Origin of the sequence: Streptomyces sp. NBC_00299 (genome assembly GCF_036173045.1) — a bacterium.
Classification (GTDB): domain Bacteria; phylum Actinomycetota; class Actinomycetes; order Streptomycetales; family Streptomycetaceae; genus Streptomyces; species Streptomyces machairae.
Genome location: NZ_CP108039.1, coordinates 2,671,534 through 2,691,827, shown reverse-complemented (window position 1 = coordinate 2,691,827; position 20,294 = coordinate 2,671,534). Strand labels below are relative to the sequence as shown.

The 20,294-nt window shown below is 66.9% G+C and carries 23 protein-coding genes and 1 pseudogene; 11 read left to right on the top strand and 13 right to left on the bottom strand.

Annotated features, from left to right (window positions below; all coding sequences use genetic code 11):
• Positions 1-155 precede the first annotated feature (155 nt).
• The 7 genes from OHT51_RS11700 to OHT51_RS11670 form a co-directional block, all read right to left on the bottom strand.
• Positions 156-602 (bottom strand): hypothetical protein, encoded by a 447-nt coding sequence (locus OHT51_RS11700; RefSeq protein ID WP_328878856.1) that lies wholly within the window; start codon positions 600-602, stop codon positions 156-158.
• A gap of 87 nt (positions 603-689) precedes the next feature.
• The gene (locus OHT51_RS11695) at positions 690-1,346 is read right to left on the bottom strand and encodes a hypothetical protein (protein WP_328878855.1); all 657 of its coding nucleotides are present in this window, start codon (positions 1,344-1,346) and stop codon (positions 690-692) included.
• 35 nt (positions 1,347-1,381) lie between these two features.
• On the bottom strand, positions 1,382-2,089 hold the full coding sequence (locus OHT51_RS11690) for a hypothetical protein (RefSeq protein WP_328878854.1): 708 nt from the start codon (positions 2,087-2,089) through the stop codon (positions 1,382-1,384).
• A gap of 28 nt (positions 2,090-2,117) precedes the next feature.
• Positions 2,118-3,359 (bottom strand): putative T7SS-secreted protein, encoded by a 1,242-nt coding sequence (locus tag OHT51_RS11685; RefSeq protein ID WP_328878853.1) that lies wholly within the window; start codon positions 3,357-3,359, stop codon positions 2,118-2,120.
• Positions 3,359-3,688: a hypothetical protein gene (locus tag OHT51_RS11680; protein WP_328878852.1), complete on the bottom strand. Its 330-nt coding sequence runs from the start codon at positions 3,686-3,688 to the stop codon at positions 3,359-3,361. Before OHT51_RS11680 ends, OHT51_RS11685 begins: the two co-directional genes overlap by 1 nt.
• Positions 3,689-4,345: 657 nt before the next feature.
• On the bottom strand, positions 4,346-4,963 hold the full coding sequence (locus OHT51_RS11675; protein ID WP_328878851.1) for a hypothetical protein: 618 nt from the start codon (positions 4,961-4,963) through the stop codon (positions 4,346-4,348).
• Positions 4,964-5,006: 43 nt separating this feature from the next.
• Positions 5,007-5,252, bottom strand: coding sequence for a hypothetical protein (locus OHT51_RS11670; RefSeq protein WP_328878850.1), 246 nt, complete (start codon positions 5,250-5,252; stop codon positions 5,007-5,009).
• A 462-nt stretch (positions 5,253-5,714) separates the two neighbouring features.
• Here OHT51_RS11670 and OHT51_RS11665 point away from each other — a divergent pair, with 462 nt between their 5' ends.
• The 7 genes from OHT51_RS11665 (at position 5,715) to OHT51_RS11635 (ending at position 10,737) form a co-directional block, all read left to right on the top strand.
• A complete protein-coding gene (locus OHT51_RS11665; protein ID WP_328878849.1) occupies positions 5,715-6,041 on the top strand; it encodes a WXG100 family type VII secretion target in 327 nt (108 codons plus the stop codon).
• A gap of 20 nt (positions 6,042-6,061) precedes the next feature.
• A complete protein-coding gene (locus OHT51_RS11660; protein ID WP_328878848.1) occupies positions 6,062-7,105 on the top strand; it encodes a WXG100-like domain-containing protein in 1,044 nt (347 codons plus the stop codon).
• Positions 7,106-7,415: 310 nt separating this feature from the next.
• Positions 7,416-7,880 (top strand): hypothetical protein, encoded by a 465-nt coding sequence (locus tag OHT51_RS11655; RefSeq protein WP_328878847.1) that lies wholly within the window; start codon positions 7,416-7,418, stop codon positions 7,878-7,880.
• A 292-nt stretch (positions 7,881-8,172) separates the two neighbouring features.
• Complete coding sequence (locus OHT51_RS11650; RefSeq protein WP_328878846.1) at positions 8,173-8,586, top strand: hypothetical protein; 414 nt, start codon at positions 8,173-8,175, stop codon at positions 8,584-8,586.
• A 108-nt stretch (positions 8,587-8,694) separates the two neighbouring features.
• Positions 8,695-9,825, top strand: coding sequence for a hypothetical protein (locus OHT51_RS11645; RefSeq protein WP_328878845.1), 1,131 nt, complete (start codon positions 8,695-8,697; stop codon positions 9,823-9,825).
• A 121-nt stretch (positions 9,826-9,946) separates the two neighbouring features.
• On the top strand, positions 9,947-10,231 hold the full coding sequence (locus tag OHT51_RS11640) for a hypothetical protein (protein WP_328878844.1): 285 nt from the start codon (positions 9,947-9,949) through the stop codon (positions 10,229-10,231).
• A gap of 182 nt (positions 10,232-10,413) precedes the next feature.
• Positions 10,414-10,737, top strand: a complete 324-nt coding sequence (locus OHT51_RS11635; protein ID WP_328878843.1) for a hypothetical protein — start codon at positions 10,414-10,416, stop codon at positions 10,735-10,737.
• Positions 10,738-10,841: 104 nt separating this feature from the next.
• On the opposite strand, the gene OHT51_RS11630 is transcribed toward OHT51_RS11635, so the two are convergent.
• The 3 genes from OHT51_RS11630 to OHT51_RS11620 all read right to left on the bottom strand — a co-directional run bounded on the left by OHT51_RS11630 (position 10,842) and on the right by OHT51_RS11620 (position 15,754).
• Positions 10,842-11,387, bottom strand: a complete 546-nt coding sequence (locus OHT51_RS11630; RefSeq protein WP_328878842.1) for a hypothetical protein — start codon at positions 11,385-11,387, stop codon at positions 10,842-10,844.
• Positions 11,388-11,750: 363 nt separating this feature from the next.
• Positions 11,751-12,758, bottom strand: coding sequence for a HEAT repeat domain-containing protein (locus OHT51_RS11625; protein WP_328878841.1), 1,008 nt, complete (start codon positions 12,756-12,758; stop codon positions 11,751-11,753).
• A 71-nt stretch (positions 12,759-12,829) separates the two neighbouring features.
• Entirely contained in the window at positions 12,830-15,754 is a 2,925-nt protein-coding gene (locus OHT51_RS11620) for a toxin glutamine deamidase domain-containing protein (protein ID WP_328878840.1), read from the bottom strand.
• A 136-nt stretch (positions 15,755-15,890) separates the two neighbouring features.
• On the opposite strand from OHT51_RS11620, the gene OHT51_RS11615 reads away from it, so the two are divergent.
• The 3 genes from OHT51_RS11615 (at position 15,891) to OHT51_RS11605 (ending at position 18,086) form a co-directional block, all read left to right on the top strand.
• Positions 15,891-16,373: a hypothetical protein gene (locus tag OHT51_RS11615; protein ID WP_328878839.1), complete on the top strand. Its 483-nt coding sequence runs from the start codon at positions 15,891-15,893 to the stop codon at positions 16,371-16,373.
• A 336-nt stretch (positions 16,374-16,709) separates the two neighbouring features.
• A complete protein-coding gene (locus OHT51_RS11610) occupies positions 16,710-17,792 on the top strand; it encodes a hypothetical protein (protein ID WP_328878838.1) in 1,083 nt (360 codons plus the stop codon).
• Positions 17,793-17,843: 51 nt separating this feature from the next.
• Positions 17,844-18,086 carry a hypothetical protein gene (locus tag OHT51_RS11605; protein ID WP_328878837.1) on the top strand — a complete coding sequence of 81 codons (243 nt, stop codon included), beginning with the start codon at positions 17,844-17,846 and terminating at the stop codon, positions 18,084-18,086.
• Here OHT51_RS11605 and OHT51_RS43360 read toward each other — a convergent pair.
• Positions 18,005-18,352, bottom strand: a pseudogene (locus OHT51_RS43360) (WXG100-like domain-containing protein); the annotation flags it as partial. The gene OHT51_RS11605 and the pseudogene OHT51_RS43360 sit on opposite strands and share 82 nt — an antisense overlap.
• A gap of 229 nt (positions 18,353-18,581) precedes the next feature.
• On the bottom strand, positions 18,582-19,235 hold the full coding sequence (locus OHT51_RS11600) for a hypothetical protein (RefSeq protein WP_328878836.1): 654 nt from the start codon (positions 19,233-19,235) through the stop codon (positions 18,582-18,584).
• A gap of 39 nt (positions 19,236-19,274) precedes the next feature.
• Between OHT51_RS11600 and OHT51_RS11595 the strand changes: the two genes are divergently transcribed.
• Complete coding sequence (locus tag OHT51_RS11595; protein WP_328878835.1) at positions 19,275-19,670, top strand: hypothetical protein; 396 nt, start codon at positions 19,275-19,277, stop codon at positions 19,668-19,670.
• An 80-nt stretch (positions 19,671-19,750) separates the two neighbouring features.
• On the opposite strand, the gene OHT51_RS11590 is transcribed toward OHT51_RS11595, so the two are convergent.
• On the bottom strand, positions 19,751-20,101 hold the full coding sequence (locus tag OHT51_RS11590) for an LppU/SCO3897 family protein (protein ID WP_328878834.1): 351 nt from the start codon (positions 20,099-20,101) through the stop codon (positions 19,751-19,753).
• Positions 20,102-20,294: the final 193 nt, after the last annotated feature.

The window sequence follows — 20,294 nt, the reverse complement described above, 5'->3', positions numbered from 1 at the left end:
GACGTCGACCTCCGTGGAACCTCATGACTGGTCAGAGGTAGCGGAATGGTTTGCCCGGCACCGTGCAGCACAGCATTGCATGGATGTTGACGACACTACGGGCCAGAGGCCGCGCGATTTCGGTGATGCGACCGGGCCACGTGGAAGAGAGACGGTCAGCGCGCTACAAGTGTCACCACTATCAGCAGGCCCACCACGCCGATCAGCACGGCATAGAACCGTCGGATCCTTCGGTTGCGAGTCGCCTCCCAGCGCATGTATGCCGCGTAATCAGGAGATTCGGGCATAAACGAGGCCGGCTGTGCGTCGGGGCCGCGCAACACGAAGTGATACTTGAGTTCTCTCATGAACCCTGGCGCCCCACCCCGCTCGGTTCGCTCCAGTTCGTAGCCGTGCTGAAGTGCAAGACGTACCAGCGGCTCGCTCTTCAGATTCGCCTCGTGCGCCCTAACTTCGACCCGGGGTTGCTCTCCGGCGAAGAATCGTAGCCTGGCTTCCGTGATGCGCTGTTGTTCCGGTTTCGCCCGGCGCCTCAGCTCAGCAAACCCAACAGCGCCCCCGATGAGCAGCATTGCGGCCACCATAACGATTTGCCACTGCACGCCCGCTCCTCCGTGACTTTCAGCTCTCTTGCGTGGGACTTTCCTCAGCCACTTGCATCGCGGATCCAGCGGGTCAGCCGACCGGAGTCAGATGATCCTCCGGGTGAGGTCGGCGTCCTGGGCTCGGGTGACGCGGTCGGGGGCCGCCGACTTGCGGTCCTGCGCGGTCGCTTCCCAGTCGTCGGGCTGCATGAAGAAGAACGCCCCGCTGCTCGGTACGTAGCCGACCGCGCCGAAGGGCAGGTCGCCGGCGACGTACAGGCCGTTCTCGATGCCTTCGGGCCAGGGGTTGCGCCAGGGCCCGCGCCGGGGGACCGGGTTGATCCGCATCAGCGGCGACTCCTGGCCCTCGGCGGTGTGCAGCGTGAGCGTCATGCTCTTCGGACGGCCCCTGGTCGCCTTGGCGCCGTCCACCTTGGTGATCTGCGGGCAGAACGTGTCGAAGGAGTACTGGGCCAGTGTCTTGCGGCAGGTGCGGGTGAGGAGGACCGCGAGGGAGATGGTGCTGAGTGTGGCGAGGAGACCGAAGATGCCCATGAGGATCATCGGCCCCCCGATGATGAAGATCCAGGACATGCCGGCGCGATTTGCCGCTGCACCCAGCGGCGGCACCCCGAAGGCCATGAGCGCGTAGATCACGGTGTTGCGGATACCGGTCCACCACATCCGGGTGGTCAGCTTTCCGCGCAGCGCGGCGGTGTCCAATGTTTCTGGTGCGTGGGCACCCTGCATGTTGTCCGGCACTTGTTCTCCCTGCAGTCCGTCCAGCCCAGCTGGTGCTATCCGAAGTCGTTGCGCATGGCGGCCGCGCCGTCCGGCGCTTCCAGTTCCTGGGCGGCCTTGTCGTTCGCCGTGCCCCGTGCGGGATCGGTGAAAGTCAGGGTGCGGGCGATCCCGAGCAATATGTTGCGGTAGTCGTCTGCGGAGTCGAGATCCGGGGTGACCATCTGGAGCACGATGAGTTCCGGGGCGCTCGGTGCCGCCACTGCGATGATGCCCTGCCAGATGTGACTCGGGAGCTTGTCGTTCAGCTCCGGCCGCCGGGTCGACCGTGGGGCAGCCGGCCGCTTTTCCGAGAGGAAAGCGAGTCCGCACGGTAGCTCCAGCGGACGCATGCCTTCGTCCCGTCCGGCCGCGGCGCTGCCCGCTAGGCCTGCCACCGCGAGCTTTGCGCTGCCCGGCGTTGGCAGCGTCGACACGGTGAACACCGACGTTGTGAACCCACCGGCGTCGTCTGGGTGGAGCCCGAGCGCGCACTCCTGCACCCTGTTGGTGTTCAGCTGGCTGACGATGCCCGCGTACAGGCGCAGGGCCCGGTCCGCTTCCTCCCGCTCCTGTTCGGGTAGCCCACGGAGCTGCTTGATGAGCTCCATGAGCTGCTCGGCCGGCGGATTGAGATCCAGGGACGTAAAGCCGACGGGCAGCCCGTACCAGAAGGACGGCTTGCGGGTGTCCCGTGGTGCGGTGATCGGTTCACTCACGGTCATGCGGTGCCTTCACTCTCGCCGTGGCTGGTCATGCGAGGCCGAACAACCCGGCGATGGAGTGCGCCGTCGCGGCGGCCTTCGTCCCCTCGGCGGTGTTGTGCTCGGTGCCCTTGTCGTCCACGAGGCCGACACTCTCCGCGGAGGAGAGGCCGTTCGCGGCGACGTTCAGCATGTTGACCTTGATGTTGCCCATTAGCTTCAACGAGCCCGTGGCGCTGTCACCCGCCACCCGCCAGGCGTCGGTGGCCTCGTCTGCCGCCGAGCGGCCGATCCCGAGGAACCCGCCCTTCGTACCGGCCCAGGTCTTCGAAGCGAGGTTGGCTCCGTCGGTCGCGCCCTCGAAGCCTTCCTTGGCCGCGACGCCCAGCGCCTTCCCGCCCGGAATCATGCCGACGATGTCACCGGCCATGGACGCATAGGCGGAGAAGATCTCCATGCCGCTGCCCTGGAACATCAAGTTCTTGCGGAACTCGTCGTCGGAAAGATTCTTGCCCATCGACACCGCGCTCGCGACAAGCGCGATCGGTCCCATGATCGGGGCCAGCACGGGAAAGAGGGCGAGCAGACCGGCAATGGCCCCGATGGTGCCCGCGTGCTCCGCCAGGAATGCGCCAACCGACGTGATGATGTCGCCGACACTCTCCCAGAAGCCCTTGTCGGGGGCCTTGTCCGCCGTGGCTTCCAGCGCCTTGGCGATGATCTCGGCCTCGTGGGAGTGCTCGGACTCCAACTCCTTGATCTTGCGGCTGAGCGACTCGTACTCGTTGTTGGCCTTGGTGAGGGCCGTGCTCGCCTCGTTCAGCTCTCGCTCGGCGGAGCGCAGCCGCGCGGTCGCGTTGTCGGCCTCCTCCTGGGAGGAGAAGGTCTTGTTGGCGAGCTTGAGGTCGGGGTGCTGGGCGGCCTGGTCGTACGCGTTCTTGGCCTTGCCGGCCGTGGCCTTCTTCTCGGCCGCCTCGTCGTCGTACTTCTTCGCCAGCCCCCGATTGGAGGTCAACTGACCGTCCCACCTGTGCAGTTGGGTCGCGGCGGAACGCAGCGCCGAGGCGGCCTTCTCGATGTACTTCGACAGGTCGCCCTCGAGGTTCTCGCGGAACTTCTCTGCCGCGTCGCCCTCCCAGTAGCTGCTCTCTGCGGTGAGCTTGGTCAGCTGCCGGTGCGTGTTCTCCAGGGCAGTCGCGGCCGCGGCCGCCTTCTGTTGCAGCTTCGAGACCTCGGCGGGTATGCCCGGTACGGGATTGAAGCCGATGTGGGGGTACGGGTTCGTGGCCACTACTTACCGCCCCCGCCGTCGCCGGAAGTGCTCTTGTCTGCGATCTGCTTCAGGGCTTTCTCCAGGGCCTCCTCGACCTCTTGGTAGCCCTTCTTGTTGGCCTTGACGCCCTCTTTGATGTCGTCGATCAGTTCCTTGGTCTTGTCGGACCCGTACTTCCACTCGTCCTGGAACTTGTCACAGGCCTCGTCGAGCCTGGCGGTGCCGATCTGGTCAGCACGCACGTGGTCGAGGGCTGTCCGAGCCTCGTTCAGTTCGTCGACGCATCTCTCCAGACTTGAGAGGAACTGCTCGAGTTGCCCGATGTCCGTCTTGAAGTGGTCCCCCATGGCCGGTATCTCCCGCTCGGCTCTGCACGCATGGGGCCCGGGCGACTGAAATGATCACCCAGGCCTCCTCGGCACCATACCTGCACTGACTGGGTGCTCCACCTCAAGGCCCTGTGACATGGCGGCTCTCCGAAAGACCGTCACAGGAGCATCACGGGATCGTTGCTTGCATGTGATGCGGGCCCCACGCCCGGAAGAACGCCGTCGGGACACCTTGCGCCGGCCGGACAATCGAGTCATTGCCTCAAGCGTTTGAAGCAGTCTTCACCGCGTTCCGATGCTTGTCGTACTGCCTGTCGAAGGCTGACGGATCCCTCCGCGGCTGCCGCGTCGGAGAGTTGGTTGCGGATCCAGTCGCAGTTCAGGTCTACAGCGCCCTCGGCCGCCCGACCTGACCCATCCCACCCCGCGGGGACCACACCTACCTGAGGGCGTGAACGGGGACTTGGCCCGCGCGGCCGGCGTTTGGCAGTTCGCCAGCAGTCTCGAACGAGCTCGAAGGGTCGGTGGGAGGAGGTGTCCGCCAGCATGGTCCAGGACTATCCGGAGGGCAGTGAGAAGCCGGACGAGATCGAGCCACAGCAGATGTTGGACGACACTTCCCTCTCCCGGAAGGACCACCGTACGGACGCCTTGAAGAGCGTGCCGGGACTCGCGTCACACGAAGAACGTCACCAACAGGCTGACGACAAACCCCACCACCCCCACCGCGATCATCACGAAGACGGTGCCGAGCAGGGGCTGGCTTGCGGCCTCCCTCGCGCGGCGGAAGTCGGCGGTGCCGCCGAAGGCGAAGCCGGTGCTGATGCCGAGGATTCCGATGCCGAGGGGGACTAGGGCGCCGAACCACCATGCGCAGCCGACGGCGATGGCGCCGACCCAGCCGTGGTCCTGCTGGTAGGACGTGTCACCGGTCTTGGCGGCGTCGAGGACGTCGCCGCGCTGGTACAGGGCGTCGCTTCTGAGTTCGGCGTTGAGGTCCTTGGTGGTGCCGTCGGCGGTGGTGAAAGTGCCGTAACACCACTTGGCCTTGGTCCGCTTCCGCGAGCTGCTGGAGGTGCTCGACGAGCTCGTGCGGTGCTTGTAGTCGACGGTGCAGGTCTCGACGGTGAGCTTGCCCGGAGTGGAGGTGGCGTACGAGTACGGGCCGAGGTAGGCGCCGAGGGCCAGGAGGACGACGCTTACGAGGATGAGGCCCGCGCCGATGAGGCGGCCGAGGCCCGCGCGCCCTTCCGGGGTGGCGTTCGTTGGTGCGTTCCCGTGGAGTTGTGCCATTGGGGGTGATTCCTCAGAGTGCGGAAGAGTGCGGATAGGGGCGTCACTGCGCGAGTGCGCACACGAGCGCTGTCAGGACGCACAGGGCGAACAGACAGCCCAGGAGGGGACCGGTGATGGTCCGGGTCGGCAAGGAGCTCCAGGAGGCCGCGAAGCCGGGGCCGTTGCGGGAGCCGAAGCCGCTGAGGAGGCAGTGGATGCCGAACGACAGCAAGGAGAGGCAGAGCGCGAGAATCGCGGCGTCGTCTCCGGGGTCACGGTCCTGCGGCTGCTCGAAAGTGCCGCCCACTTGTACGACCGGGATTTTCGCACCGATTCGAAACGCGAGGAAGTGTCCACTTCTACATTTTGGTAAGTGGCTCCGCCTTGTTGAGCCGCCCAGTTTCCGGCGCAGCTGAACCGGAGTTTTGTCGAACGTCGATGCCTGCCGTAATGGGTCTTCGTGTGCGTCTCACATGAAGAAATTGTGAGGGTCCCCTCGGTGCCTTCACCGGCCAGTTCGCTGCGTAGTTCCGGAATGGTCGCCGCGGCGACGGCCATGGCCGCGAGAAGCAGTCCCAATCCGAGGAGTCTTCCCGCCCACCAGGTGCCTGTGCTGCTGTGACGCGGCTGAGCTGTCACCACTTTGGGCGTCCCTTTGAATTCCTTGACGATCTCTTGACCAGTCGACTTTCGAGTCGTGCGCGAGGAGTCTAAGCTATCCACCTGTCGTGCAATATGACGTACAGCAACGGGAGTTCGGGGGAGCGTCATGACGTTCGGAACTTTTAACGTGGACACGGATGTCCTTCGGCAACAAGGGCAGCGATTCGCCACTCTCGGGGGTGATTTCGCGACCGCGTCCAAGCGGCTTCAGGGTGCCCTTGAAGGCATCGGAGAGCCCTGGGCGGATGCGAATTTCGGAGAAATCTTCGGGCAGGTCTACACGCCGATTCGTGACGGAATCTTCACGTCGATGGACAGCCTCGCGGAGCGGCTTCACCAGATCGGGCAGAACCTGCAGGACAACGCACGGGACTACGACGCATCGGACGCGTCGAACAGTGGCCTGCTGGACAGGATATCCGGTCAACTCTAGGCGCATTCGGGACTATTGACATGTCGCTCACACTGCCCGGCGAGCTCGTCTGGGTACTCGACCTCCTCGGCTACAGCTGGCCCGAGGCCGATGAGGAAGCGCTGCATCAGGTCGCCGAGGCCTGGCGGGCTTTCGGCAAGGAGCTCGAAGAGATCCAGGCGCAGGGCGAGGGCTTCGCCCGCACCGTCGTCTCCGGCAGTTTCGGTACCGCGATCGAGGGGTTCAGCAAGGACTGGGGCGCGTACACGGGCGCGAACGGCGAGGATCGCTACATCCCTGACGCGAGAACCGCGTGCGACGTGATCGCCCTGGCCTTCGACGTGGCCGCGGTGGCGGTCCTCACGGCGAAGTTGGCCGTGATCGTGCAGCTCATCGCCCTCGCGATGGAGATCATTGCCGCGCAGGCGGCGGCCCCCTTCACCTTCGGGCTGTCCGAGGTCGGCGCGCTGGGCGCCACGCAGGCCACGCGGTTGATCGTCCGGGAGCTGCTGGACCGCCTCAAGAGGGAGGTCATGGAGGCGATCACCAAGGCCATGGAGCACGCCACCATGGACGCCCTCAAGAAGGTGGCCAAGAAGGTCGTCAAGGAGCAGGTCAAGCAGTTCGTCCAGGAGCGGATGGTCGACGCCGCCAAGGACAAGGCCCGCGAGGCCGCCGTCGGAATGGCGCAGAACCTCGGTCAGCAGGGCATCGAGGCGTACTTCGACGCACGGTCCGGCATCGACGTCGGAGAGACGGCGGGCGTCGCCAGGACGGCAGCCGGCGACTATGTGGACGGCCTCAGGAACGAGGTCACCGGAGGAGAGGGGTCGGCACTCGCCGGCTACGCGGATCCGGCCACGTATCTGGACCACGCGAAGGAGACCGTCAGCGGGGCGGTCGGGGATCGGGCGCAGCACGGCGTCGATGCGTTGGCCCGGCATGGAGCCGGCGCCGGGGACGCCGACACGTCCGGTTCCACCGGTACTTCCGGTTCCACCGATCCTTCTGCTGTCACCGGCACTTCAGGGTCCCCCAACCCGTCGGGGCGTGCGGATGACTGGGCTCGTAACGAGTTCGGATGACGTGTCGCGCACATCACCGCTAGTAGCGAGCGGCTCTCAAGCGCCGCCCCGGTGCGTTACATTCGCGGGCGATGAGCAGGGCGATAGCAGCGGCCGGCATGTTCCGGGTCCAGGACAGTGAAGGACGTTTCGGGTGAGCGCACGGGACCGTAGCCGTGAGACGGTCGAGCGGGCGAGAGCGTTGGTGTCCGCAGGGGAGCTGTTGCGCGCTGATCACGGGGTCTCATTGGCGGAGAGAGCACCGATGCCGGGCCGATTTCGCTGCCCGCGCGCGCTGCGATCAGAGCGCCGCACGCTCGGGAGCTGGCTGATGATTCCCGTGTTCTGGGTCGCGAGACTCTATGAGATCACCTGGAACCCGGTCGAGGCGCTCGTCGAAGCGTTTACTGAGCGTGAGCCGAAGAAGCCGGGCAAGCCGTTCCACGGTGGCTGGGACAGCATGGCCGGCCACCTGGCCCGTGCCGTGGTGCCCCGGACCAAGAACAGCAGGGCCGTGATGTTGCAGGTCACCGACCGCAGCCTTCAGCTCGTGTACGTGTCCCGCGCGCGCTCCTTCACCGGAAGGCCCGGTCCGGCCGAGGTGGGATGGGCCACGGATCTTCGCCAAGTGACCTGGATCCGCGACCGCAGCGATGTGGTGGGCGGCGACCATGAGATCGGCTTCGTCGACGGTTCGTGGTGCTCGGTCCACTTCGGCGGCCAGGGCTGGAGCCGTATGGCCTCGGCGTTCCCGGTCCGATTGAGTCACCTCGAATCGGTTCCGTGTCGAGGATGATCAAGGAAGTGATCGCGAACCGGTGCCGTGTCTGCGAAATTTACGAAGTCGGCATTACGTAGACGTAGGATGAATTCGGCGAATTGGAGAATTCGGGGCATAGGTAATCGGCCCGTGGTGAATGATCAAGTTCGTGATCCCGGTAGCCTCTCAAAGGCCAACGAGCTCCCGCACTCGTCGAGTTGAAACCGACTGCCAGGTTGCTGCGCCGGCCGTGTGTTGAAGCGTTCGCAGATGCGTTGGTAGGTTCACGCCGGTCGAGACACGCCGACCCTCCCCGATGAGGTATCCCTTGGACAGCGCCGCGAACAGCTCCGACAAGCGCGTAGATGACTCCGAGTTTCTGGAGATGACCCAGCAGGACCCCGCCCAGGCCAAGATTCTGCGGCAGTCCCTTGAGCATCTCGCCTCGGGGCTCGGTGGCCCTGCGATGAAAGAGATGGCTCAGGAGGTCCTCTCCGGACGCATGGGGCTGCGCGAGGCGGCCGATGTGTCGGCGTACGCCGAGGAGGCCGTGCAGCAGTCGGCGCCGCTGGCCGAGAAGTGGGCCGCCATGTCCGACAGCGAGCGTGAGGCGCTCGCCGCTGACGGGGAGCGCCGGCTCGAGGAGGAACGGCGGCAGCTCGACGATGAGCGGCGTACGGACTCGGAGAACCGTTCGGGTACGAAATCGCGTCACGACGGGCGCGGCTGGTCCTTGTACTGATCGGTGTGCTGATCGGCCCTGGTGCTGAGCGGCCCTACCTGGTGGCGACCGGCCGTGCCCGGCGGCTGGACCACCGATCGATGTGCTGATGCAGGCGATGGGGGAGATGTGAGCTTTCGAGTAGAACCCGGTGCGATCGACGGCTTCTCGAAGCTGGTGGGACGTGCCGCGGACGGCAGCGCCCAGGCGGTCTCGTACACCGGCACCCATGCGCAGATCGAGAAGTCGGTCGGCGGCGAGGCCTGGGATCTGGTCGCGGGTGACCACGATCAGTATGTGAGCGAGGCCAAGAAGGCTCTGGAGAAGGTCAAGAGCCTGCTGGAGTCGTCCGAGAAGGAGCTGACCGGCACCGCCAAGTACTACCGGGAAACGGACAGCGGCGAGGCGGCCAAACTCGACGCCACGTACCCCGGTTCCAAGGTGTCGGACGGCGGTTCCGGGGGTGACCCGAACGACTTCTCCGACGCCAGCGACGCCGCGGACACACTGAAGCCGCCCGGTGATCCCAGTAACCCCATCGTCAAGTACGCGTCGGGCCACGCGGACGAGTACAAGATGAACCCCGTGCAGAAGACGCTCGGCAGCGTCCTCGACCTGGGCAGCCCCTCGGCGATGGCCGTGGAGGCGTCCAAGCTGCTCTTCGACTTCGACCCCTTCGGCGTCTGTACGAACTGGGTCTTGGGGGACTGGAACAAGTACAACGACTGCTCGGACGTCTGGGGCAACCTCGCGTCGTTCTGCGACTCGGTGTCCGCGAATGTGCGCAAGGGCACCCAGAACGTGGGGCTGACCTGGGACGGCAATGCCGCGAACGCCGCCAGCGTGTATTTCGACGAGTTCACCAAGAAACTCGACGAGATCAAGGAGACCTTCAAGTCCCTGCAGCAGTGTTATGCGCAGGCCGCGCAGATGGCGTTCCAGTTCGCGGAGTTCCTGAAGTCGTTCCTGGTGATGTTCTGCGACCTGCTCGTCATCTGGCTCGTCAACCTGCTCGCGGCGCAGGCCGTCAACGCGATCCCCGTCGGCGGTCAGGCCGCGTCGATCGCCATGTTCGCGCTGGCCGCGGCTCAGGCCATCCGCCTCATGCAGATGTGGGCCGAGGCGGCCAAGGCCTTCGACACGTTCGCGTCGGCGCTGGCCGCGCTCGGCGTGGTCATCTCGGCGGCCGTCAACGGCTTCTCGGCGGCGGACGGGTTTCCGCAGGTGGGTACCGGTGGTTACGACCATGCCGCGGTATGAGGGCATGAGGCCATGAGGGTATGAGCGGGCATGAGGACATGAGCGGCATGGGCGCCAGGATTCGTCGAAGCCGTAGCAGTTGCAGGAGTAGCAGGACTAGAAGGAGAGAGTGGTCCGGGTCATGAGTTTCTTCGGTGGGAGCAGCGACCTCGAACTCTTCCTTTCCCGGAGCAAGGTCCTGAGCGTCGGTTCGGTGCCCGTCTGCCTGGGCGCCATGGTCTTCTTCATCACGGAGGAGGGCTGGCACTTCAGCCTGCTCCTGTGTCTTGTCCTGCCGTTGATCGCCGCCTACCTGGGCGTCCGGGGCAAGCGGGAGATCCGTGCGGGCCTGGCTGCGGCGGGGCTTGCTCTCGCCGTCGCCACGCTGCCGTTGTCGTTCGTATTGGCGTCGCTTGAGGGGGCGTAGCGCGAACGAACTCCGCGGTGGCTGGGGCGGATTGATGCCCTGTCGCGCCATCCCGTTGGACCACTCCGGCGGGCCACCGGTCGTCACCGCTAAGCTGCACTGCCATGACTACGGGTAGCGGTGGAGCGGCCAACAGGCCTGAAGGGACGGGCGGGCAGCCGCTTTCCAGCGGTTCTTCCGGGGTGAGCGCGGACGACCTGCGGGCACGGTTCGACGCCCAGGGCCGATCGGGGCTCGTGGAGGAGCGGCGGCGTGACGCGCGGCAGGCGCGAGGGAAGTACGCGGTGTTCGCCGGGTTGGTCGCCGTGGTCTGCCTTGCCCTGATCGTCGTGCGCCTCGGTCAGGGTGACGTGTTGGGAGTCTGGGTCGCCACGTACGGCGTGGGGGTGGCCCTCGGCGGATGGGGCTTCGTGCTCGCGCGGGCCGGTCACACGCGCTGGGCGATGATGGTCGCGTGCATCGGAGCAGCGCTCGCGGGTCTCGGCGACAGCCCGGCGTTTCGCTGAGGCAGGCCGGCGTGAGTCGGCATCGGCTCGCGCCAGGAGCGGACCAGGCTACCGACCGGGGCCAGGGCACCAGGTGATGGCCCGGACCGGTACCTGATGCGATGTCACGCCTGGCGGCGCCTGCTGCCGACGAGGTAGGCGAGGCCCCAAGCGGCGGCCGCGGCGAGCACCAGGCCGAGCGGGGAGAACCAGTCGACGGCGTCGGCCGATTCGTCGGTCCACCAGGCTTTGGCCGGCCAGAAGGGTTCGTACCTCACCATGTCCCAGACAGCACTGGGCGAATCCGCGTCGGCGAAGACGAGCGGGATGGCGTTGGTGTAGCCGAAGAACGCGCCGAGCGCGGCGATGATGGCGCCACTGATCCAAGCGCCGTTGTTGCGGTGAGCCACCGTGCCGATCAGAAAGCCGACTATCGCTCCGTTGATCAGCGCGTGCCCCAGGTAGAGGGTGTTGGCCGTCGTGAGCGACAGGTCCTTGTACGTGGCCAGGATGAGACCGCTGTAGAGCATCGACACGATGACCGACACGAAGAAGGCGAGGAAGACCGCGCCCACCGGGTGACCGCTTGCGTTCGGCCGCTGCCCGAAGGGGGGTGCTGCCTGGAACTGCGGTGCATGGTGCATCGGATACGGGGATTGCATCGGTTGCATCGGCTGCTGTCCTGGCGCCGGGGGAGCTCCGGGGTACATCGGAGGTTGGCCGGGGGCGGGCGGCGGTCCGAACCCCTGAGGCTGCTGCTGCGGCGGGGGCGGCGGGGCGGGCTGAGCGTATGGGTTGTTGGGGTCCTGAGGGGGTTGCGGCGGCTGCGGCGGCGGTTGGAACGGTGGCTGGCTCATTGAAATCCTACTGAGTGAATAGGCAAGAACAGCAAGTTATCAGTGTGATCAGGAGGGGGCCGTCGGGGTTGGGGCGGGCGGCGTGAAGGGCGCTCACGGGACAGAGGAGAGAGCGGCGAGCAGCAACCGGAACTCGCCCCGAGGGTTTCACGCCGGCCCGGGCGCACAGGGCGGGCGTCAGATGGGCAAGGCCCCCTTGAAGCGGGAGTTCGGTACGTCGGGATGGGTGGTTGCGAGCCAGCCGTGGCCGTGGGTGCTGGACGCCGGCATGCGGCCGGGCTCGACCGAGAGCATGTCGGCTGCCGTCAGGGCGTAAGGAACACCTTCTGCGTATTCCTCCGCCTCGTCCTCGTCCGCGTCTTCCCTGTACTCCACCTCGAAGGGCAGTGGTTCTCCCCGGAACCGCGGGAGGTCGTAGCTGCCGAAGCTTCGGACCCGGTGACCTTCGCGGGCGACGTACCAGTTCTCGGCGGAGTTGTAGGGGTCGATGACGTAGAAGTGAGCCTCACCGCATCGCTCGCTGAGTTTGTCGGCCAGTGTGAAGCCGTCGAGCTGATCGATGAACGAATTGCCCCACAGCATCCGCCAGTTCTGGATCGGCACTTCAGAGAGCCAGGTCTCGAACGCCGGCGTGATGAACACCCGGTAGGCGGTCCGAGCCTTTCCCTGGGAACTCTGGAACTCGAGGGAGTCGGTGGCTTGGGTGGCGGCAGCCACGCCCATGATCGTGGTGGCCGGCCGAAGATCGTGCAGGCCGAGAGCGGCTACGGCGTCGTCGACTCGCTCCGCCGGGAAGGCGAGCCAGCGACCGGCCTCCGACGGGACCCTCACCGGGAGTTCGTTCTTGAGCTTGACCCGCACGAGCCGCTCCACGGCACTTCGGTCACCCTCGTCCAGGTACTCGGCGCCACCCAGGTCGACCAGTACCTTCAGGGCGTTGCTGCGCAGACGCCCGGGACCGTGGCTCCGGATCTCCCGCAGGCGTGGCAATGCCTCGTCGCCCAGCCTCTGCAGGACGGTCTCGGCACTCCATTTCAGCCGGGATGAACCGTCCACTCCCACATGGGGCAGCAGACTGTCGACCGCCTGCATGCCGAGGGCGACCAGTCCGTCCTCCGCGGCCTGCCGCACGCTCCGGTCATCGTCGGAGAGGTCCCGTACAAGAGCGTTGATGGTGTCTGGCATGACGCACAGCCTAGTTGTGGTGCGTGGCGGGCTGGTAAGGGCGTTGGCGGACAGTCATTCCATGGGTGTGTTCAGCTGAGAATGTCGTCACGCAGCTTGCCCCAAGTTCCTTGGAGGGAGCTGATGTGCCGGTCGAATTCGGCGCTGATGGCGTCCTCCTTGTGAGTCGTGGTCCCCTTGCGTTGGCTGTCGAACTCGTTCTTGATGGCCTTCATGAGCTTGTCACCGGTCTTGTCCTCAAGCTTCTTGAGTGCCTTTTCGAGACCTTCCTGGTCGTCCTTGTAGTGTTCGCGCCACACCTTTTCTGCGTGCTGCTTGGATTCCTGATCGGACATGCCCTTCATCTGCTTGAGCGCGTCCTTCTTGTCATCTGCCATGTCTCCACGGGTGTCCACACCCACGGGGTCGTCACGGTAAGTCGTGCTGTAGTGGATCGGTATGCCCTGCAGCCGCTCGTCCCGGAGAGTGTCGGAGCATTTCGCGTGGCCCTGGCCCTGCCCGCATGGTTCACGCTCGGTGTACAGGCCGATGGGTGTGTACGTTGATCCGTCCGGGTCCATACGCTTGAGCCAGTCAAGCAGGTGCCGCTCCGAATGTCGTGGCTGCACCCCCTTGAGGTTCTGGTTGGCCGGAACAGACGAGTCCACGATGTAATGGACATCGCTCTTCGGCGGAGGTCCCTGCACCTCCAGGACTGCGTAGTTCTTTCCGCTGAAATCTGGTCCGTGCCGCCTGATTTCCTTGAGGTCGTCGGGATCAAGGTTCTTGAATTCCGCCTTCTTGAACAAGGCGTTCATCGCCATGCGATGCAGCCGCACACCGAGCGACTCCTTGGAGATCTTCGCGCCGCGGTCCGGTGTGTCCTTGTCGGGTTCGCCCTCGCCCTCGTTCCGGTAGGGATTCGCGATCCGTTCCGGGCTGCGGCCCACCGCGTGCTCCTGGTGGAAGGAGAGGCTGAGTCTTGCGAGGGACGCCACAACGGCTTGCTGCTCTCCACGCGACAAGTCGCGGAAGCCGGTGAGACTTTCGCTCAACTGCTCCCTGGTGAAGCTACGTGCTCCGCCAGGATTGGCATTCGGCCCGCTGCCGTTCGTCGCCCGCACAACGTTCCGGAGCTCGCCCGACTCCGCCCAGCGGTTGAGTCGGTCGTGGACCCGGTCGAGTTCGACCCTGTGGACGTCCCGCTCCTGTCGCAGCCTTTGCTGCAGCGCGTCGGGCCCAAGGCCGTACTCCTTGGACTTGTCACTCTCCGGTGCCTCATGGGTGCGCGAGACATCGCTGTCCGGCCCGTCCTCGGTCACCCGGCGGCTTTCGTCCGCGGTGTCACTGGTGCCTCGGTCGTGAGGGTCGGTGTAGGGGTGGTCGTCGGGATCCTTGGTGCTGTCCTTGTCGCCCGTCGAATCCGTGGGGTCGTCGTGCTGGTGAGAGTCCTGCCCAGCAGGGTTTCGGGGTCCTTGGCGGGGTGCCTCGTCGCGGGTGGTCTCCGCTCGGTCGTCGGGGCGCGTCGTGGTGTCGCGCTCGGAGTCCGGTCGTTCGTTTGTGTGCGGTTTCCGGTTGGACGGGTCCTGCCCGCGTGGGTCGGCCGACCGCGCGGTGGGGTTGTGCTGCTGCGAGGCGGCGTGGGAGCCCGTGACAGGAGGCTGCTGGCTGCTGGGCCGATCGGTTGCCGGGGTATCGGGTGCCTGGCGGGTGGGGGTGTCGGAGCGGTCGCTCGGTGAAGAGGCCTGCGTCCCAGGTGCCGGAGTGGTGGTCCTGTCGGGATCGAGCGTGTTGGCCACGTTGGTGCGAGTGCCGTTGTCCGACTGCGACGCGCCGTCCTGGCCAGGGGGTGTGCGCCGGTTGTCTCCGGCTTCGTTCTCACCTTCACCGCGTGCGGAGCCGGAGTCCGACCCCCGTGCGGCGTCGGGAAGTTCTCCTGTCGACGGCGGGTCCGACGGCCGGTCCGACGGCGGATCCGACGGTCGTGACTCGGGGCTGAGCGCGCCCTCTTCGCTGTGTCCGTCCGCATCTCTGACGGACGGCCTGTCTACGGTGTTTGCGGGCTCTGAGTGCGGGACGTTCTCGCCGGGCGCATGGGCGGGTGTCTCACCCGAAGGGGCCGGGTCGTCGGTCTGCTTGTTCTCGGGACCGTCGGATGCGTCGGTCGTGTTCGGTTGGGCACTGTCACCGCCGTCTTGCGACGTGTCCGTACCCTGCTGGGCGTGCCCGGAGTTCTGGGTGTGGGGCTGGCTTGTGTCGATCGGATTCCGGTCGGCGTCCAGCGGGATGTGCCAGACGTGTTCCGCCTGGTCGATGTGGAGCGGCTGGTTGCTGACTTCCCCGCTCTGGGTGTCGATCCAGACGATGTTGCCTTCGTGGTTGACGACGTTGAAGGCGTGGCCGCCTCCGCCGGGCCAGTCGACCTGGACGATGGCCGCTGAGCCGGGTCCGGCCTGCTGGAGGGTGGCGGCGATGTTGTTGGCGGTGTTGGCGTCACCGCCGGGGCCGGCGTAGGTGTGGGCGGCGCCGGTCCAGCGGATCTGGTTGTCGTTCGCGTTGTCCTCGGGGGTGAACGGGTTGTGGTTGCCGTTCTCGTCGAGGTCGACAGTTCGTGGGGCTGAGACCTGGGGGTTGCCGTACCAGGTCTCCAGGAACGAGCGGGAGCAGTCTGCGCAGTTGTTGCTGCGGCCCGGGACCGTGTTGCCGCCGTCGTTCTGGAGCTGTGTCCAGGGGCCGAAGGGGTCGGGGAAGCGTTCCGGGGTGCCGTCCTCGTTGTGCGGGACCGCGTCGGCCAGAGCCTGCTGATCGGCGGGATCGGGCTGGGACAGGCCACCCGGGTGGTGGTCCAGGTCGGCTCGGATGTCGTCCAGGCTGTCCTGCTGCGGGTGTTGGTTCTGGGAATCGCCGGGGTTGGCCTGGGGCGAGCCCGGGGGCTGGGGTGTGGCGGAGTCCGCGTGCGACGGGGAGTCGGAGGCGGGCGGTGTCGTGACGACGGTGTGGATCGGGACCGCTGTCACGTCCTGATGGTGCTGTTCTTGCTGCTGCGAGTCGGGCGGTGTGTTCTCCGACTTGTGCGGTTGTGCGGCTGGCTGCTGCGGAGTGCTGGGGGTGTTCGGCGTGTTCCCCGCCGGCTGGTGAGGCGGCCTGGAGGGGGTGGCGGGCGAACCGGTACTCGGCTGGTTCTGGGTGCCGGGCGTGCCAGGAGTGGCGTGGCCCGGCTGCGTCGAGGAGTTCGGGTTGCTGTTGTTCGGCGTCGAGGGCCCCGGACTGCCGCTGCTCGGTGTGGAGGTGTGCGGCGTACTGCTGCTCGGCGTCGACGAGCGCTCGGGCCCGCCGCCGGTTGAGGTGGACGGCGTCGTCGTGGGCGTGCCGGCGGACGGCGATGCGGCCCTGGGGGGCGTCGACTGGGCCGGGTTCTGGTTCGGCGTCGTCGTGCTCGGGTTGTGGCCCGGGGTTTGGGTACGGGCGCCGCTGTTCGAGTCGGCGTTGTTGCGAGGTGTGCTGCCGTCGCTCGGGTTGGTGTTCGCGGGGTTGTTGCGGGGAGGAGTACGGTCGCCCGGAGTCGTGTTCCCAGAGTTGCTGCGAGGTGTGCTGCCGTCGCCCGGAGTGGTGTTCCCGGTGCCGCTGCGCGGTTGAGTGCGGTCGCCCGGCGTCGTACCGGGAGTGTTCCGCGGCGTGCTGCCGTCGCCCAGGGTCGTACTCCCGGGGCGCTGGGCCGGTATTCGACCATCCGGCGTGCCCTGGGCACCCGGCGTACGTCCGTCACCCGCGCCCGGAGCACGTCCGTCCGGCGTTGAGGCAGGCCTACTCCCCGGCGTTGCCGTAGACGCACTCCCCGGCGTTGCGGTAGACGCACTCCCCGGCGTTGCCGTAGACGCACTCCCCGGCGTTGCGGTAGACGCACTCCCCGGCGTTGCAGCAGGCGTACCGCCCGGCGTCGCAGCAGGCGTACTCCGAGGCGCCGTAGAAGGCGTGGCGCTCGGAGTGGAGGCAGGCCCCGTCCCCGTGGCGGAGGGCGTGCCGGGCGTACCGGCGGAAGGATTCCTCGCCGGGCCGGAGTTGGCGTTCGGGCCAGTGGCGGACGGCGTGCTGGAGCCGCCGGAGGCGCCCGCGCTGTGCTGCCCACCCGGAGCCGCACCCCCGGTGGAAGGCGCCGTGGGCGAGGTCGGCATCGCCGAGCCGCCGTCCGAACGGCTGCCGGAAGTGGAGGGAGACGAGTCGGCTGCCGGCGTCGGTGCGGCGTTGGACTGGGTGGGAGCGGTGGCGGCCAGGCCGTCGATCTGGGTGCCGATCGAGCCGCTCCCCGGCGAGGAGGACGTACCGCCGGACGACGCCGACGCGGGCGCGGACTGTGCCGACGGAGACGGCGAGGACAGACCGGATACGCCGGAACCGCCACCGGAGTGCGAGGGCCCGGAGGCGCTCGGCGTGCCGGACGAACCGTTGGAGCCAGGGGAGTTGGACGCCCCGCCGGACGAGGGGTCGTCGAAGTCCGACAGTGACGACCCGGACGGGGCCACCGTCGGCCTCGAGTACGGCGTGTCCGAGGAGGACGGGTTCTGCCCGGAGCCGGAGTTGGAACCGGATCCCGAGCCGGAGTCGGGGCCCGGCCCCACATTCGGTCCGCCGATGTCGTTGCCGCCGGTGTCGGCCGATATCCCGTTGCCTATGTTTACGCCCGGCCCACTGCCGTTGCTCGAACGCGACGATGTCGACGAGTCGGACGAGCTGGATGAGTCGGACGAGTTCGAAGACCCCGACGAACCGGAGTCCGAGGACGAGGAGGAAGAGTTGGAGTTGGAACTCCCCGAGCCGGAGTCCCCGCTCCCGCTGCTGCCGTCACCGCTACCGTCGGCACCGGCGCCGCTGTTGCTGCCCGGCGTCCCCGACGGCCCGTTGTACCCGTCGATACGGCTGTCGATCGCGTGGTGGAAGCGATCGCCCGCCTTCTTGCCCATGCTGTCGCGCACGCCCTCGGCGAACGTCTGCGGGCTCTGCTTCAGGGCCTCCAGTCCCGCCGTGCCGCCGGCCTTCATGGTGGCGCCGATGTCGTAGCCCTCCTGGGCGCCGAAGCCGACGTTCACGGTCTGGCGGATGAGGTCGGTGATGATCGCCTCGATCGCCGAGATCGCAGGTTCCTTCATGGTCTCGATGAGTGCCTCGAGCAGCGCCTTTTTGAGCTCGTCGAGGATGCGGCGCACGAGGAGGCGGGCCGCCTGGGTGGCGCCCATTCCCGCTACCGAGGACAGACCGAAGGTGAAAGGCGCGGCGGCGGCCGCGGCGGCGATCTGGATGGCCAGGGCGATCAGCTGGGCGATCACCGCCCACTTGGCGAACTCGACGAGGTAGGCGCACGTCTCCATCACGTTCGCGATGAGGAAGGCGGCCTCGGCGGCGTTCCGTAGGTAGCCGTCGCCGCCGCCCCCGCCGTCGAACTTCTCGTACGTCTTCGTGAACTTGTCGATCGACTCGCCGGCGTTGTTGGCGGTCACCGTGCGGGCGCTGGTGTTGGCCTTGGTGTGCAGGTCGGTGACGTCCTCACCGAACTTGCGCCACAGGGCGGCCGAGTCTCTGAGCTTGTCCTCGTCCGCCGTAGGCCATTTGTAGCCCAGCATCTGGAGAACCCACTCGAGTTCGTCCGGCAGCATCATCGACACAGCAGTAAGCACCCCCGTCAGACAACACAGCCGTACAACTCCCTCACTCGTGAGGGAAAATCACACAGGAGTACAGCCGTCCGCAAAGTTTACGGACTCACCGGCCGGCAACTTCAGGGGGTTGCTGTCACAAGTCCGTTTCAGGTCGCAGCTGTTGCCGGAAGCGAGCGGCAGGGCGGCTGACCGTTCACGGTGTACGGCCCTGGGTGCGCTGTCGGTGTCCCTTGACATCGGGTCGGCCTACGTGGCCCTCGGCACGTTCGGACTCGCCGAGCCAGATGTGCGGGACGTACTGCTGGACCGCCGAGACGAGTTCCTGTCGGCAGGGTGCGGGGAAGGGGAGGCGGTGGCGCAGGCGGGGCAGGTCGGGGTGCAACGGCTCCTCGTCGCGGACGAGGGTCCACAGGACGGGGTCGTCCCGGTCGATCGGGCCGGTGGGGAACAGTTCGAGGGAGTAGACCTTCTGGCTTCGGCCGAACTTGCTCCAGTACAGGCCGACTCCGGCGAGCCCCTGCCAGGGGATGACGTTGCGAAGCTTTCCGTTCTCGACCCACAGGCCTGTGGCGTCGACGAGGATCCGGCTTCGACGGTTCGCCCAGTTGGCGATGAACAGGAACACGCCCAGCGCACCGAGCAGCAGCATGAACACGAGGCCCACGTAACCCGCCGGGTTGGATTCCCCCTTCTGGTTCCCGGTAGCAACCACGACCGCGCCGACGACGCCGACCGCGCCCAACGCGATGAGCAGGACGGAGCAAGGGAGGCCGGTCATGGCGCCGCGACGGCCGGTCCGAATGACCATGGCGTCGGGCGCGGGGGAGGGCGTGTGCGAAGGCAACATGGTGCGTGAGCTTAGCGAATTGACCTACGCTGCCTCCCCATGACGACGCACGGCCGGGAACTCGGCGGGGAACACGTACAGACGCAGCTGCGAGGCGACGAGGGCGATCCGGTCCCGCCCGAGGTGGACGAGTTGCGGGCGAGTTTCCCCAGGCAGTCGGATCCGGGGTTCGCGAGCCGGCGGTCGCAGCAGGCGCGGAGCGCTCGCGGTGGGCTCATGGCCGCCGGGACGCTGGTGGCGCTGGTCTGCCTCTTCGTGATCGTGGGACGCCTCAACAGCGGTACCCAGGCGAGCGTGGGGACCGCGATGTACTGCGTGAGCCTCGCTTCCGCCGGCCTCAGTGTGGAGTTGGCGCGGCGCGCCCGCACCCGCCTGGCCATGATGGCGATCATTCTGGCGGCGGCGGGCGCGTCGCTGGCGGACGCGATGCCCTGACTCGCTGGACCTTCCGGTCAGCGAGCCGCGGGCCGACTCAGGCCGTACGGACCATCGGATCGGACCTTGGTGAATCACCATCAGACCTTGGTGAAACACAACGTGTAGTCGAAGCCCCGGCTGTTGCGGTACTGGATGCCGTAGTCGTACTCCGCCGAGCACTCCTGGTCCTGTCCGGGGAGCAGGGCCCCCGTCTTGTACTCGGCCTCGGGCGAGCCACAGTCGACGACAGTCGGCAGCGGTTCGCCCTGAGGGTCCGCGACCTTGACGCAGTCGCCGACCTCCGGGTCGTGCGTCTTGGCCTCCTCGGCCGCCGCGGACGCCGAAGCCTCGGCCTTCGCCTTACCACCGGTGGGGCTGGTGTTGTAGTCCCAGACGTAGTAGCCCAGCCCACCGAAGATCGCTATGACGACGACGGCGGCCTTCACCATCCGCAGCACACCTCCCGGCTGCGGGCGCTGCGGCCCGCGCGGCGGCTGCGGCTGCTGCGGCGGGTAGCCGTACGGTTGCTGAGGCTGACCGTATGGCTGCTGCGGTTGTCCGTACGGCTGTTGCGGCTGGCCGTACGGCTGATTCGGATACTGCGGTGGAGGCGTCGACATGCCCGGGAACCCCGTAATTGGC